General features: G+C 68.1%; 12 protein-coding genes and 1 pseudogene. 12 read left to right on the forward strand and 1 reads right to left on the reverse strand.

All coding sequences use genetic code 11. The annotated features are described in order from the left end of the window. Position 1: 1 nt before the first annotated feature. From AB0C16_RS34595 to AB0C16_RS34650, 12 genes and pseudogenes are all read left to right on the forward strand, one after another. A complete protein-coding gene (locus tag AB0C16_RS34595) occupies positions 2 to 1,384 on the forward strand; it encodes an FAD-linked oxidase C-terminal domain-containing protein (RefSeq protein WP_357689356.1) in 1,383 nt (460 codons plus the stop codon). Then, positions 1,381 to 2,466, forward strand: coding sequence for a (Fe-S)-binding protein (locus tag AB0C16_RS34600; RefSeq protein WP_357689358.1), 1,086 nt, complete (start codon positions 1,381 to 1,383; stop codon positions 2,464 to 2,466). Before AB0C16_RS34595 ends, AB0C16_RS34600 begins: the two co-directional genes overlap by 4 nt. 270 nt (positions 2,467 to 2,736) lie before the next feature. Beyond that, positions 2,737 to 3,918 carry a substrate-binding domain-containing protein gene (locus tag AB0C16_RS34605; RefSeq protein WP_357689360.1) on the forward strand — a complete coding sequence of 394 codons (1,182 nt, stop codon included), beginning with the start codon at positions 2,737 to 2,739 and terminating at the stop codon, positions 3,916 to 3,918. Between the two features lie 102 nt (positions 3,919 to 4,020). Then, positions 4,021 to 5,619: a sugar ABC transporter ATP-binding protein gene (locus tag AB0C16_RS34610; protein WP_357689362.1), complete on the forward strand. Its 1,599-nt coding sequence runs from the start codon at positions 4,021 to 4,023 to the stop codon at positions 5,617 to 5,619. A 62-nt stretch (positions 5,620 to 5,681) separates the two neighbouring features. Beyond that, positions 5,682 to 6,659, forward strand: coding sequence for an ABC transporter permease (locus tag AB0C16_RS34615; RefSeq protein WP_357689364.1), 978 nt, complete (start codon positions 5,682 to 5,684; stop codon positions 6,657 to 6,659). Positions 6,660 to 6,757: 98 nt separating this feature from the next. Next, a complete protein-coding gene (locus AB0C16_RS34620; protein ID WP_357689366.1) occupies positions 6,758 to 7,465 on the forward strand; it encodes a GntR family transcriptional regulator in 708 nt (235 codons plus the stop codon). Next, on the forward strand, positions 7,465 to 8,934 hold the full coding sequence (locus AB0C16_RS34625) for an amidase (protein WP_357689367.1): 1,470 nt from the start codon (positions 7,465 to 7,467) through the stop codon (positions 8,932 to 8,934). The genes AB0C16_RS34620 and AB0C16_RS34625 overlap by 1 nt, the downstream gene beginning before the upstream one ends. A 101-nt stretch (positions 8,935 to 9,035) precedes the next feature. Continuing rightward, positions 9,036 to 9,959 (forward strand): annotated as a pseudogene (locus AB0C16_RS34630) (NAD(P)-dependent oxidoreductase); the annotation flags it as partial. Positions 9,960 to 10,032: 73 nt separating this feature from the next. Next, a complete protein-coding gene (locus AB0C16_RS34635) occupies positions 10,033 to 10,845 on the forward strand; it encodes a hypothetical protein (RefSeq protein ID WP_357689369.1) in 813 nt (270 codons plus the stop codon). A 25-nt stretch (positions 10,846 to 10,870) separates the two neighbouring features. Then, the gene (locus AB0C16_RS34640) at positions 10,871 to 12,259 is read left to right on the forward strand and encodes an amidohydrolase family protein (RefSeq protein ID WP_357689371.1); all 1,389 of its coding nucleotides are present in this window, start codon (positions 10,871 to 10,873) and stop codon (positions 12,257 to 12,259) included. 170 nt (positions 12,260 to 12,429) lie between these two features. Further along, positions 12,430 to 13,494: a zinc-binding dehydrogenase gene (locus AB0C16_RS34645; protein ID WP_357689372.1), complete on the forward strand. Its 1,065-nt coding sequence runs from the start codon at positions 12,430 to 12,432 to the stop codon at positions 13,492 to 13,494. Positions 13,495 to 13,888: 394 nt separating this feature from the next. Beyond that, a complete protein-coding gene (locus AB0C16_RS34650) occupies positions 13,889 to 14,518 on the forward strand; it encodes a GAP family protein (RefSeq protein ID WP_357689375.1) in 630 nt (209 codons plus the stop codon). A 4-nt stretch (positions 14,519 to 14,522) separates the two neighbouring features. Here AB0C16_RS34650 and AB0C16_RS34655 read toward each other — a convergent pair whose 3' ends face one another. Then, complete coding sequence (locus AB0C16_RS34655; RefSeq protein WP_357689376.1) at positions 14,523 to 14,915, reverse strand: SHOCT domain-containing protein; 393 nt, start codon at positions 14,913 to 14,915, stop codon at positions 14,523 to 14,525. Between the last annotated feature and the right edge of the window lie 421 nt (positions 14,916 to 15,336).

Raw genomic sequence — 15,336 nt, forward strand, 5'->3', positions numbered from 1 at the left:
TGTGAGCGTCGACATCTCGTTGGTGGAGGAGCTGCGGGCCCTGCTCGGCGCGGACAACGTGCGGACCTCGGCGGGCGAGCTCACCCCGTACATGCGGGACGCGACGCCGCTGTTCTCCGGGACTCCCGACGTAGTCGTCTTCCCGGCTGATACCGGCCAGGTGGCGGGAGTCCTCCGCATCGCGACCCGGCACGGCACTCCGGTCGTGCCGCGAGGTGCGGGCACCAATCTGTGCGCGGCGACCGTGCCGCTGCGTGGGGGCATCGTCCTGGTCCTCACCCGCATGAACCAGATCCTCGAGGTCAGCCCAGAGGAGCTCCTCGCCCGGGTCCAACCCGGCGTGGCCACCGCTCGGCTGGCGGACGAGGTGTCCAGGTTCGGCCTGGTCTTTCCCCCTGACCCCGGAAGCCGCACGGTGTCCACGATCGGTGGCAACGTGGCCACGTGCGCGGGCGGGCTGCGCGGTCTCAAGTACGGCGTGACCCGAAACTACGTCCTCGGCCTGGAGGCGGTGTTGCCGAGCGGGGAGGTGATCCGGACCGGCGGGCGGCTCTGGAAGGACGTGGCCGGGTACGACCTGACGCGACTGTTGACCGGCTCCGAGGGAACACTGGCGGTGATCACCGAGATCACCGTGGCTCTGCTGCCTCTTCCCGCGACGGCGCACACCGGTGTCGCGTACTTCGAGACCCTCGCCGACGCCGGCCGGGCCGTGGCCGCCATCATCGCCGACGGGGTCCTGCCCTCGACCTTGGAGTTCCTCGACCACACCTGTATCGGCGTGGTGGAGGACTACGCGCAACTGGGGCTCAGGCGCGACGCCGGCGCGCTCCTGCTTTTCGGTGACGATGGACCACCCGACATGGTCGAGCGGCACGTCGCCCGGATGAGCGACATCTGCCTGGGGCAGGGAGCGCTCGACCTGACCGTGGCCACCGAGGTCGCGGCGTCTGAGGCATTGCTGGCGGCGCGGCGCTGCTCGCTGCCGGCGCTGTCGCGGCTGAACTCGCTGACCGTCCTGGAGGACGCCAGTGTCCCGCGGCCCCGTCTCCCGGAGATGGTGGAGAGGATCGAAGCGATCGCGGCACGGTATGACCTGCTCATCGGGACCTTTGGCCATGCGGGTGACGGCAACCTCCATCCGACCTGCGTCCTCGACGCCGACGACGCGGACGCCGTGTCCCGCACGCACCGCGCCTTCGCCGACATCTTCGCCGCGGCGATCGAGCTGGGCGGCACCATCACCGGGGAGCACGGTGTGGGTGCGGCGAAGCTTCCCTACCTCCGTGATCGGCTGGGTGATGAGCAGACGGCACTGCTGCGCAGGATCAAGTCCGCCTTCGACCCGACGGGAATCCTCAATCCCGGAAAGCTGGGATCATGACTCTCCCCAATCCGGACAAGCCGCTGGTGTTCCCCAGCGAGCTGCTTGACCGGTGCATTTCTTGCGGTTTCTGCCTGCCCGCCTGCCCCACCTACGCGCTCACCGGTGATGAGCAGTCATCCCCACGGGGTCGCATCAACCTCATGCGGGCGCTGGACTCCGGTGCGCTGCCCGCCGATGACCTCACGCTCCAGGAGGAGGCGTCGTTCTGTCTGGGGTGTCGAGCCTGCGAGCCGGTGTGCCCGGCGGGTGTGCGGTACGGCGAGTTGCTGGAGCACTGGCGTGACTTCCAGTGGCGCGGTCGTCGACGCCCGCTGCTGGCCGCGGTGCTGAACGTCGTGACCGCCCGGCCCTGGCTGATCCGGCTGACCGGGTGGCGCCGCCATGCCCGCAGCCCCGCCGGGCGTGGGCCCCATTTGATGCTCGGCTGTGCTGAGCGAGGGCTGTTCCCCCGGGTCAGCCGCGCGGCTCGTCGGCTCCGGCCGGAGCTGGACGCCCGGAGCTCCCAGGGCTGCTGCGGCGCGCTGCAGGCGCACAACGGTGAGCTGGAGCGCGGGCGCGCGCTCGCGCGATCCCTCGGTGCGAGCCTGCCCGGCACGATCGTCACCACCTCCGGCGGCTGCGCGGCGCACCTGGCGTCAGTGCTCGGCGCGGATCGGGTCCGCGAGGTGTCGCAGTACCTGGTGGAGACCCAGGACGGCCCACTGGGGGAGGTGATGCTGGAAGGACGGCGCGCGCGGGTGACACTTCAGGATTCCTGCCACCTGCGCAACGGCCTGGACGTCTGGCGGGAGCCGCGTGAGCTGCTGGGCCGAGTCGCCGACTACGTGGAGCTGCCGGGCGCCTCCGGCTGCTGCGGGGCGGCCGGCACGTACTCCCTGTTGCGCCGACGTGACAGCGCGCGGGTCCTGGCTCCGAAACTGGATGCGATCGAGGCGCTCGGAGTGGATTACGTGGTGGCGGTGAACCCCGGCTGCCTGCTCCAGCTGCGGATCGGTCTGAGGCGGCGCCGGTCCCGGGTGCGGGCGATACACCTCGTCGAGTTGCTGGCCGCCGCCGAGCAGGCCGGAGAGTCGCGCTGAGCCGCCGGGCGTCGTACGGGCACGCCGGCCCTCCCGGACGCCCGCGGCGCCGACTTCCTGCTTGTCAAATCCCTGCTGCCGGCGATGAGCGCAGAAACCGCACCGTAGCGGACAAAGCGGTCGCAGGTTAATCTACAGCGTTAGACAAAAGACTGTAGACAATAGTCGAAATCCTCCCTACGATCGCGTCTATCGATGGGCGCGGAGCACCGTACTTCGGGGCGGCTGAGAGTGCTCGTGCAGAACCACAAGAAGCAAGAGGTGAACCGAGTGAGGACACTCTCTGGACGTGTCGCGATCGCGCTGACCGTGTCCGCCATCCTGACGTTGAGCGCCTGCAGCAAGGACGTCGGCGATGGAGCGAAGACGGCTGCCGCTGAGCCCGCCTCCACCGAGAAGGTGGACATCAGCGCGGCCCAGGCCATCTACGAATCCATGAAGGAGATCCCGAAGTTCACCCCGCCGGGGCCGGCCTTCGACGCCACCAAGGCGCGCGGGAAAAAGATCTTCTACATTCCGCTGAACAGCGGGATCCCCTTCGACAGCCTCATTACCGAGGCCTCGGTCCGAGCGGCGAAGGCCGCTGGAGTCGACATCAGCGTGTACGCGAACCAGGGGCAGGTCTCGCAGTGGGTTCAGGGCATGAACACGGCCATCTCGCAGAAGGCCGATGTCATCGTCCTGGAGGGCGCTCCCGACACCGCGCTGCTTGGACCGCAGATCGCCGCGGCCAAGAAGGCGGGGATCGCGGTCATCAGCACACACCTCTACGACGAAGCGTATGCCGCGCAGGCGCTGAAGGAGTACCCGGACCTGACCGCCATCGTGCCGGCCAACCACTATGAAGGTGGCAGGATGATGGCGATCTCCGCGATCGTCAACACCGGGGGCCACGTCAACTCCCTCTTCATCACCTCCAACGAGGTGCAGCCGGCGGCCGGCATCGCGAAGGCTTACCAGGACGAACTGGCCAAGCAGTGCCCCAAGACGTGCAAGGTCACCATCACCAACATCCCCATCAGCGACTGGGCGACAAAGGTGCAAGGGACCGTCCAGACGGCGCTGATCCGTGACAAGACCATCAACGTGGTGAACCCCGTCTTCGACGGCATGACGCAGTACATCGCGGCCGGCATCAAGCAGGCCCGCGCGGAGGACCGAGTCAAGATCACCGCCTACAACGGCACGGCCTCGGTCCTTCAGATGATCCAGCGGCAGGATCTCGTCGTCGCGGACGCGGGTGAGCCGACGGAATGGCTCGGGTGGGCCAACATCGACCAGGCGCTGCGCATTCTCGCCGGCGTGGAACCGGTGGCCACCGAGAAGACGCCGCTGCGGATCTTCGACAAGTCCAACGTCGACGAGGCCGGCACGCCGGCGGTGCAGACGCAGGGTTACGGCGATCCGCAAGAAGTGATCAATGGCTACAAGAAGCTCTGGGGCGTCGGCTAGTCCCGACCCCGAGCACCTGCGGGCGGTCCAGATGATGCCCCGCGTCACCTGGACCCCCTGAAGGACGGATGCACAGTCGCCCCGGTGGAGGAGTGAACACGAATGAGCGTTGATGCGGTCGAGGGCGACGGAGGCGGGGGCCGCGCCCCGGGAGAGCTACGTCCGATCCTCGAGATCAGGAATCTGGCGAAGCACTTCGGCGGCGTGCGCGCGTTGAACGGGGTCGACCTCACCGTCAACAGCGGCGAGATCCACGGTCTCCTCGGCCAGAACGGGTCGGGCAAGTCCACCCTCATCAAGGTGCTGGCCGGCTTCCACCCGCCGGAGCCCGGCGCGCAGCTGAGAATCAACGAGCGGGACGTCTCTCTGCCACTGGCGGCAGGTGACTTCCGCGCTCTCGGGATGCGGTTCGTCCACCAGGATCTGGGCCTCATCAACAGCCTCAGCGTCCTGGAGAACCTGCTCATCGAGGATCTGTCGACCACAGGTCACTGGGCCATCTCCTGGCGTCAGAAGCGCAGGGCGGCCCGGGAGCTCTTCGAGAAGTACGGCGTGCGGATCGACCCCGACTCCACCGTCGACGACCTGCGGCCGGTGGAGCGGGCGATGCTCGCGATCGTCCGCGCCGTCAGCTCCATGATGGATGCCGACCACAGCCGGTCGGGCGGCCTGCTCGTCCTCGATGAGCCCACCGTGTTCCTGCCTCGTGACGACACGGAGCTGTTGTTCTCGCTCACCCGGAAGGTGGCGGCCACCGGTGCCGGCGTGTTGTTCGTGTCCCACGACCTCGACGAGGTCAAGGCACTGACCGACCGAGTGACGGTCTTTCGCGATGGCGCAGTGGTCGGAACGGGCCGCACCCAGGACCTCGGCCACGACGATCTGGTGCAGATGATCGTGGGTCACCAGGTGTCCTCGGTCCGCCACCCGTCGCTGGAGGAGATCAAACGGTCGGCCGTGGTCGCGCAGGTCACGGACGTGAGCGGCCAGCAGGTCAAGAACGCCAGCCTGACCGTGCACGCGGGCGAGACCCTCGGGATCACCGGACTTTCCGGCTCCGGTTTCGAAGACCTGCTCTACCTGCTGTTCGGTCTCAGCCCGTCGGCGCGGGGCACGCTCACGATCGAGGACGTGACGTACGAGATCGCGAACCTCGACCCCGCACGCGCGTTGCGGGCCGGCCTCGCCCTCGTGCCCGCCGACCGCAAGCGGGACGGTGCCGTGCTTTCCCTGTCGGTGCTGGACAACGTGTCCATGCAAGTGCTCGATGACTACCAGAGCGGGCCGATCCTCCGCCGGCGTGCTCTGGCCAGGGAGTCGCGCCGGGTCCTCGACAGGTTCGACGTCAGGCCGGCCGACCCCACGCTGACGGCCTCCAGCCTGAGCGGAGGCAACCAGCAGAAAGTCGTCATGGCGAAGTGGCTGCAGACACGGCCTCGGGTGCTGCTCGTGCACGAGCCGACCCAGGGTGTCGACGTGGGGGCGCGGGAGGAGATCTACGCCGTCCTGCGTCAGGCCGCCCAAGACGGCATGGCCGTGCTCTGCGCGAGCTCGGACCACGAGCAGCTGTCGCTGATCTGTGACCGCGTGCTGATCTTTCGGCAGGGAGCGATCATCGCCCAGGTCGCCGGGGCCGACGTCACCAAAGAGCGCATATCCGAGCTCTGCTACGGCCAGAGCGACGTGGTTGAGAGGACCTGATCATGACAACACAGGACGAGATCATTCGGAATCCACCATCGGCAGACCCAGGTGTCCGTGGGGTGACCCGCGAGGAGGGACGAGCCAGGTTTCTGCTCCGCCTCCAGCGGGTCGCTCTGCCGCTCGCATGGCTCGCTCTCATCATCGGCTTCGGAAGCTACAGCCCCGACATCTTCCTTACGGCGGCCAACTTCCAGACCATGCTCGGGTCTCAAGCCGTGCTTCTGGTCCTCACACTCGCGTTGATCATCCCACTCACCGCCGGTGACTACGACCTGTCCGTCGCGAGCGTCATGGGGCTGTCGGCGATGCTGCTCGCCGTACTCAACGTCCGCAACGGCTGGTCGCTCGGCGCGGCCATCGTGGCCGTCCTGCTCATCGGCGTGCTGATCGGTCTCGTCAACGGATTTATCATGATCTATTTCGGGATCGACTCGCTCATCGTGACCCTGGGCATGGGAACCCTGCTCGGCGGGCTGACGCTGTGGGTATCCAACTCCGAGACCATCTCCGGCGTCGGTATCGGGCTCGTCGACGCGGTCACGAACTACCGGATCTTCGGCATCTCGCTGTCCTTCTACTACGGGCTGCTGCTGTGTGCGCTCATCTGGTACGTCTACGAGTTCACCGCGCTGGGCCGGCGACTGCTCTTCGTGGGACGGGGCCGGAGTGTCGCCAGGCTCAGCGGGGTCAAGGTCAGCCGGGTCCGCATCGGCTCCCTCGTGTGCTCATCCGCGCTCGCCGCGCTCGCCGGAGTGCTCTACGCCGGCACGACCGGCGGCGCCGACCCGAGTTCGAGCGCGACATTCCTGTTGCCGGCGTTCGCGGCGGCCTTCCTCGGGGCCACGAGCATCATGCCGGGTAAGTTTAATTCCTGGGGCACCCTCATCGCGGTGTATTTCCTCGTCACCGGGATCACCGGCCTGCAGCTCCTCGGCGTGGAGAGCTTCGTGCAGCAGTTGTTCTACGGCGGCGCCCTGCTCTGCGCCGTGGCCTTGTCGCAGCTGACCCGTGGCCGCGTGCCCCTCGAAAGTAATTGACGGCGTGCAGCAATGACCGTTGCGAGAGGCATCGGTGTCAGGATCACCCTGGGGTGAAATCTCATCCCGGAATCAGGCTAAGCCGTGGAGGTCGAGTGATGTCCGAATCGCCGTGGGGTGGCGGCAACTCCCTTGGGGTGGCGAAGTTGTCGGTCCCCACTTTGGTAGAGGTCGCCATCACAGAGATCCGCAAGCTGATCCTTTCCGGACAGCTCAAGCCAGGGGAGCGGCTCATCGAGGAGCGGCTGACCGAGATCCTCGGGATCAGCCGGCCGCCCGTGCGCGAGGCTCTGCGGGTTCTCCAGCGTGACGGCATCGTGCAGAGCCAGCCGCGACACGGGTTCATCGTCGTCCCCATCACCGCGAAGGACGTACGGGAGATCTACTCGTTGCGGATGGCACTGGAAAGGCTGGCGGTGGACCTCGGCGTGCCCGTCCGCGATCCGGCCAGACTCGCGCCGCTGCGGACGGCCCTGGACGAGATGCGTGCGGCGGCCGAACTGAACGACGACGAGGGCATCCTGTTCGCCAACAGCGCCTTCCACCGAGCGCTGATCGCGCTGCCCGGACACAGCCGTCTCGAACGCGCCTATGACTCGCTGGTCATGCAGCTCAGCCTCTGCATGGCCTACAACCTGAAGTTCAGGCAACGTCTGCACCGGGGCTCACAGGACTCGGTCGTACGGCACGAGTCTCTGCTGCGGAAGATCGAACTCGGGGACAAGGACGCGCTGATACACGAGATCGAGCACCACGGTGCCGAGACGTTTCTCGACCATCTCGACGAGCTCATCGGCGGAGACTAGTGCAGGACCGCGATCAGCCGAGTCGCGCGGCGCCCGGCATCAAGGAGCAGGCCGCGTCGGCGATGTCGGCCGCCGAGGTGGCCCGTCTCGTCGCCACCCGCCGTGTCTCGGCCAGCGCGGTCATCGAGCAGGTGGTCGACCGAATGCGCCGGCTCAACCCGGAGCTGAACGCCCTCGTCGCGCTGCGTTGCGACGAGGCGCTGGAGGAGGCCCGGCAGCTCGACGGCCGGATTCGCTCCGGTGAAGCGGTCGGCGCGCTCGCCGGGGTTCCCTTCACCGTCAAGGACGTCATCGCGACCCGCGGTCTCGCGACGACCTGTGGCAGCCGTGTCGTCGCCGGGCGCATCACGGACCACGACTCAACCGTGATCACGCGCATGCGGGCGGCCGGCGCGATCCTCGTCGGCAAGACGAACTGCTCGGAGTTCGCGTTCTCCATCGACACCGACAACGACCGCTACGGCCGCACCCGAAATCCGCTGGGTCCCTTCACGCCCGGCGGCTCCAGCGGAGGAGAGTCGTCGGCCCTCGCCGCCGGACTGTCCGCCGCCGGGCTCGGCACGGACTTCGGTGGATCCATCCGCTGGCCGGCGCAGTGCACCGGGGTGGTAGGACTGCGCCCGACGGTCGGACGCGTCCCGGGTTCCGGACAACTGCCGGGCGTCAGCCCAGACGGATACCGGCCGCCCAATCCCCTCACCCTGCAGGGCAGACTGCAGGTGATCTCGCCGATGGGCCGTGGCGCCGACGACGTGGAGCTGATCCTGCGGGTCATCGCCGGGCCGGACGACCTCGACCCCGCGGCGGTGCCGGCCCCTCTCGGGCGGGCCGACGCGGTCCGCCTGGAAGAGGTGGAATGCCGCTGGGGCGTACGTGCCGGGGACATGACGGTGGCGGACGACGTGGCGGCCGTGGTCAGCCGTGCGGCGGAGGCGCTCGCCCGGCACGGCGCCCGCCTGTCCCCGGGTCTGCCCGGCGCACTGGAACGCGCCCACGACCTCTTCTCGACGTTGCGGAGAGCCGAGCCGTACACGGAACTGCGCGGGATCGTGGCGCGTCAGGAGGACCAGCTCACTGCCCACACCCGGAAGATGCTGGCGGGGTCGCGACCCGAGACGCACCGCCGTCTCTCCGAGCTGTGGGTCGAGCGTGACGTCCTTCGCCGGGAGCTGCTGACGTGGCTGCACGGAGACCGGCTGCTCCTGCTGCCGGTCTCCACCGTCCCGCCGTTCGTTCCGGGGACGATCCCCTCGCTCTCCGGCCGCGAGCTGGAGGAGGCCGACGTCGTGGCCCCCTGCCGGCTGGTGTCGCTGTTCGGCCTGCCGGCCATCTCCGTCCCCTTCGGACGCGGCGCCGAGGGCGCGCCCCTGTCAGTGCAACTGGTCGCCCCGCCGTTCCGGGAGGATCTGCTGCTCGCCGCTGCCAGGCACCTGCACGACCCCGGATCAACGGAAGCCGGGGCGGACTGAGTGTCAAGGACGACCCTGATGTCACCCCGGATCCCGGATAACACCGACCGGCCCCCTATCGCACCGCGACCTGTCCGCGTCGGCGACGTAGACGCACACGTAGGCACAGGGGCGGTCGTGCTCCTGCCCTTGGAAGAGGTACAGCAATGACCACCGTCGGCTTCATCGGCCTTGGCATCATGGGGCTCCCCATGGCCCGCAACCTTCTCGCGGCGGGCTTCGACGTGACCGGCTTCAACAGGAGTCCCGCGCGCACCGACTTGCTGGTGGCGGCCGGAGGCACGCCCGCGGACGACCCGCACCAGGCGGTGGCCGGCGCAGAAGTGGTCATAACGATGCTCCCCGACGGGCCGGACGTCGAAGACGTCCTGCTCGGACCGGCAGGTGTTCTCCAGGAGTTGTCTCCGGGCGCGATCGTCATCGACATGAGCACAGTGCACCCCTCGGTCGCCCGCCGAGTCGCCGAGGAGGGAGCCCGGCGCGGTGTCGGCGTGCTCGACGCGCCGGTGTCCGGTGGCGAGCAGGGCGCCGTGAACGGTTCGCTGTCCATCATGGTGGGGGGCGCCCAGAGGACGTTCGAGGCGGCCCTGCCCGTCCTGAAGGCCATGGGCGGCACCGTCACCCTGGTCGGGGGACCCGGCGCCGGGCAGACCGTCAAGGCGGCCAACCAGCTGATCGTCGCGGTCACGCTGGGCGCGGTGGCCGAGGCGCTCACGATGCTCGAAGCGGTCGGCGTTGACACCCACGCCGCGGTCGAGGTGCTCTCCGGCGGGCTCGCCGGCAGCAAGGTCCTCGACACCAAGGCCGCCATGATGCGTGACGGTCGATTCACCCCCGGATTCCGCACGGCCCTGCACCACAAGGACATGGGCATCGCCATGGTCGTGGCACGAGAAGCCGGCGTGGTGACCCCGCTGGGGAGCATCGCCGCCCAGGAGATCTCCAGCCTCGTCGCGCAAGGCAAGGGCGACCTTGATCACTCAAGCCTCAAGTTCCTCGTCGACCGACTGTCCGGGCGAGCATGACGACTCCCGAGCAACCCGTCCACGTGCTGCCGGCCCCGGCCCCGGCCCCGGACCAGGTCAAGGGCGGCGCGGCATGAGCACCGACGAATGGGCTGCCTCAGGTGCGATGCCGGCGGCGCAGGCGCGCCGCTGGGCCGCGAAAGCCGCGCGGCTGGTGACGCCTCTGCTGGAGCTGCCTGAGGTGCCGGCCGCCCCATCCGAGGTGGAGGTCGTCGCTCATGACTCCGTCGCCGACGGTCCTTATGGCGCGCTGATGTTGACCTGGCCGGAGGCGGCGAGGGACCGGCAGCTCATCCACCACCTGCCGGACGGGATGTTCTTCCTACGGCTCCTGGAGCGGGTCTACGCGCCGGTGCTCGACCGGCGACCGCATCTCAGGCACCTCCTCGGCAACCGCACGCGCCTTGAGATGGCCGTGACCAACGATGTCCTCCAGGTCCAGCTCGACCCCGGTCTCGAGACTTACAGCATGATCCGTCATCACGCCCTCATGCTGTTCGAGTCGACGCTGTGGCTGGACGGTGCCAGTCGCGCGGCCTGGGGCGAGCTCTACGAGGCCGTGGCCGACCTTGCCATGTCCGCACGCCGGAACGTTCCATCGCGCAACGAGCTCGCCGACATCGAGGCCGCCGGTTTCGACGCGATGCGGCGCAACGGCAGCCTCTCCGCCGATCCGGACGCGTCGGAGTGGCTGCTGGACGGGCCGGATCTGCGGCCGGTGCACACCTACCAACTGTGGGCCACTGCGGCGATCACCGTGCTCTGGCGGGACTACCAGGACCACATGACCCGGCGAACGGCGCCCGAACCGTCGTGGCACACCCGGCAGCTCTGCTCCTACCGCGATGACGACTACCTGACCGAGAACCTGCGGACGTGGCTGTGAGCCACCTCGTGAGAAAGGCCGCCTCATGGAAAAGCTCGATCTTCTGATCACCGGTGCGCGAACCGCCACGCACGATTCGCGGCTGCGCAACATCGGCGTCAGAGACGGTCGCATCGTGGCCTTCGCCGACGCGTCCGAGGACCTCGGCGACGCTCCTGTCGTGGTCGACGCGGCCGGCCGCTGGGTGATCCCCGGCGCGATCGACACGCACTCGCACATCGGGCAACTGGCCTCGGAGTACGCGGATCTCCCCGGCTTCAGCCGCGACGAGAACTACGCGTTCGAGACGCGTGGCGCCGTGGCCGGCGGGGTCACCACGGCACTCAACTACGTGAAGTTCGGACAGGGCTCCCTGGTCGAGGCCTACCACGACGGCGTCGGCGCCGCCCGCCGGGAGTCACGGATGGACATCCTCTTCCACGGCTACGTGATGAACGAGGACCAGTTGCTGGAGGTGCCCGAAGCAGCGGCGGCGGGTATGCGCACGTTCAAAATGTTCATGCCGTACCGCGGGAGCGAGGCTCGCGACCTTGGGGGGATCGGCAGCCTGAACCACGCGCAGATGCGGCGTGCGTTCGAGTCCATCGCCGCGCACGGGGGTCAGGCGCTCGTCCACGCGGAGGACGGTGACATCGTGGAGCACTGCATGCACCAGGAGATCGCCCAGGGCATGCCCACGCTGGCCTCTTATGAGCGCGGCCGGCCGGTGCAGGCCGAGGGAGACGCCGCGTGGACAGCGCTCTACCTCGCCGAGCACGCGCGCTGTCCGGTGACCATCGTGCACGTGTCGAGCCTGGAGGCGATCCGTGTACGGCGCGCGTCCGGCTACCCGTGGGCGGCGCTTGAGTCGTGTCCGCACTACGCCGTCCTGAACACGGCCTCGCCGATCGGAGCACAGGGCAAGGTCGCACCACCGCTGCGGAGCCCGGAGCTGGCGGCCGCCATCTCCGACGCCGTCATGGCCGGCGAGATCGACTTCTTCGGCTCGGACCACAACGTCTGGCCGGCCGCGGCCAAGACCGATCTGATCGGTGGACGGGCAGGGCTGCCCGGTATCGGGCTCATGCTGCCGCTGATCCTCACCCACTTCGTTCACGAGCGGGGAATGAGCATGGAGCGCGCGATCGAGCTCACCTCGACGAACGCGGCGCGGCGGTTCGACCTTCCCCGCAAGGGCTGGCTCGGCGTGGGCGCCGACGCCGACATCGTCGTGCTCGACACCGGAGAGCGCACGGTCCGGGCCGCGGAACTCTTCTCCGCGGTGGACTTCTCGCCCTACGAGGGTCTGACATTGCGGTCCTGGCCCCACACCACCATCTGTGGAGGCCGGCTCGTCTACCAGGACGGCGAGATGGTGGCCGACGATCACAGGGGGACGGTGCTGAACGAAGCCCGTGGCGCCAACCCGGCCTGACGGCGCGGCCGATCGGCACGCCCTGTCTCGTGGGGTACCCGGTCAGGCCTTGCCGGCGGTCCGAAAAATCCCAGCCCGGACGGGCTGACGAAACCCGCGGCTGCGGAGCAGCCGCGATCAACACGATGTGGAGTTGCATCATGCCAGGCGGTGCCGAACGGTCCCACGCAATGGTCCTCGAAAGGCCGGGACACTTCGTCAGGGAGACGTTCGATATCCCTCAGACGGGAGCGGACGAGTTCCTGCTGCGGGTCGAGTTGGTGACCATATGCGGCGGCGATCTCATCGAGTACCAAGGCGGTAACCGCAAAGCGAAATACCCGCTTCTCATGGGACATGAGCTCGTGGGAACCGTAGAGGCAGTGGGTGACCGCGCTGCCGAAGCCCATGGCATCGACGCGGGAGACCGCATCATGGTTGAGCCTTACATCCGGTGCGGACGCTGCCCGGCCTGCGTCGCGGGTGACTACCACTTCTGCCGCGAGGGCCTGACGTACGGCGTGACCATTCCGAGCACCCGGGAACCCCACCTCTGGGGCGCCTACTCGCAGTACATGTACGGCGCTCCCGGAGCACGCGTCCACCGCATCAACCCCGACGTTCCGGCTGCGGCCGGTGCTCTCACCACGGTCGTCGCCAACGGCGTCCGTTGGGTACGGAAGCGGGCCAACCTGCGGATGGGGGAAGGGGTGATCATCACCGGTCTGGGCGTCCAAGCACTCAGCTCGATCATCGTCGCCCGGCTGGCCGGCGCCGGGCCGATCGTCGTGGTCTGCCGCGAGACGAACCCCGAACGGCTCGCCCTCGCGCGTGAGTACGGAGCCGACATCATCTACAACACAGAAGAGCTGCGGGCCGATCCGTCCCTGCGGCAGGAGTTGCAGACGCACCGGCTCCAGGTCGGCATCGAGTGCACCGGCGCCGAGGAGCCTTACCGGATCGCGGTGGAGGCCCTGCAGCCAATGGGCCGGCTCGTCGCCGTGGGCACGCGCGGCGGCCGCCCGTTGAGCGTGGATCTCGACGGGATCGTCTTCAAGGAGCTCGACATCCTCGGTGGCCTGGGCCAGGCCGGTGACACCGAACTCGCCGCCGACATCGTGAACTCAGGCGAGTTCGCGGTGGAGAAGATGGTCAGTCACGTGCTGCCGCTGGCTCGGGCGGACGAGGCCATCCAGATGTGTATGGAGGGGCGCGAGGACGTGATCCACGTGGGCCTCGACCCGTGGGCGGACTGATCCGGAAATCGGAGACAGTGTGCCCCTCGAAGCCTCGCCCGTTCCTACCGGGCGAGGCTGGGCGGGGTGTCGGTGTGGTCGCTGTCGTCGGTGTGTTGGAGCAGCGTCTTGGTGTGCAGCCAGGCCCTGAAGTACGGCTCCCAGCGTCAGACTGTTTCACGGGGTCCAGCCCGCCAAAGCCCGTCGACGTCAGCGAACGACCGCGTCGTGCAGCCTCGCGGAACGCACCGCACCCGCAAGTGACGATCAAGGCGCCAAAACAACCAGGCCTGATCCCCAGCCCGATGATGTCAGGGCAGGGAGAGACAGCGCCGTCCGGGTAGGGCAAGGAGAGACAGCGCCGTCCGGGTAGGTCAGGGAGTGCACCAGCGCCGTCGTGACAGGAAAGGCGCCGATGAATCTGCAACTGCTTCCACTGGCCGTCACCATGATGGCGGGTCCTCAGATCATGTCGGCGATCATCCTCGTCATGCATAGACGTGCGGTGCGGGTGTCGCTCGCGTTCCTGGCGGGCGTCGCGATCGCGGTGATCGTGGGGGTGGCGCTGGCCCGGCTGCTCGCCCACCTGCTCTCCAGCGCCGTCTCGCTGGGCGCCCCCACCGACAGCGGGTCAGTGGGTTCGATCATTCAGTTCGTTCTGGTCGGCCTGCTGGTGGCCGTCGCGATCAAGAACTATCGGGGCCGCGCGACGTCCGAACCACCCGCATGGCTCGGCAGGCTGCTCGACGCCGGACCCGGCCGGGCCTTCACCACCGGGCTGTTGCTGGTCCTGCTGATGCCCACCGACATCATGGCGATGCTCACCGTCGGCGTGAACCTGGAGCAGAACGACTCCCCGCCCGCGGCGGCGATCCCGTTCCTGCTGGCGACGCTGCTGCTGGCGGCCCTGCCCCTGCTCGGCTACCTGGTCTTCCGGCGGCGGGCCGTGGCCGTGATGCCCAAGGTCCGCGACTGGATGGACTCCCACGGCTGGCTGATGAACATCTTCGTGTGCCTGCTGTTCATCGTCCTCATCGTGACGTGACGCGCTACCCGGCCAGGACCTTGGCCTTGGCGCGTTCGTACTCCTCCAGAGTGAGGTCGCCGTGGTTCTTGAGATCGGCCAGCCGGGTGAGCTCGTCGGCCCGGCCGGTGGTGCGGCCGACCCGGCGTTCGACGGCCTCGTAGTAACGGGACTCGCGATCGACCATCGCGGCGACCTCGCGCCGGCCCATTCCCTTTCCGCGCGCGATCAGGTAGACCAAGACGCCCAGCAGCGGCAGCACGATGACGAAGATCGTCCAGCCGGCCTTGCCCCAGCCGTTGAGCGTGTCGTCGCGGAAGATGTCGGCGATGACCCGGAAGAGCAGCATCACCCACAGAATCCAGAGGAAGAACCACATCATGGTGAGGAAGATGTTGAGTAGCGGATAGTTGTCCATTTCGGTGGTCCCTCCTGTGGTTGAGCGTGCCGGAGCGGTCTGCTCCCACCGTCACCGGAGAGCGGTGGCGTCCGCGGCCCGGCGCTTGTCGCATCGTCAGGGCCCAGATGACCAAGACGTCCAGCACGCTGAGCAGCAGGGCCCGGATCGGGTAGTGCGGCAGGAACATGAAGTTCGCGATGGCGCTCAGGCGGCGAGGACGATGCCGATCACGCGTGCCCGGGTCTGGCCGGAGAACACGGCCAGACCGGTCAGGAAGACGAGTCAAGCCATACATGGCGCACTCGACTCTTTATTGCCCACAGGTCAACTGCCGAATCTGACAAAAGGGATAAAACGGTGAAGCTTTGGCTTGCCAGTCCTTTGAGTCAGGTTGGCGTCCGCGTGCGACGCCGGAGCAGCGCTCGGCCGTCCGGCCGTG

The organism is Nonomuraea sp. NPDC048916, assembly GCF_040649575.1.
In the GTDB taxonomy this organism is placed as follows: domain Bacteria; phylum Actinomycetota; class Actinomycetes; order Streptosporangiales; family Streptosporangiaceae; genus Nonomuraea.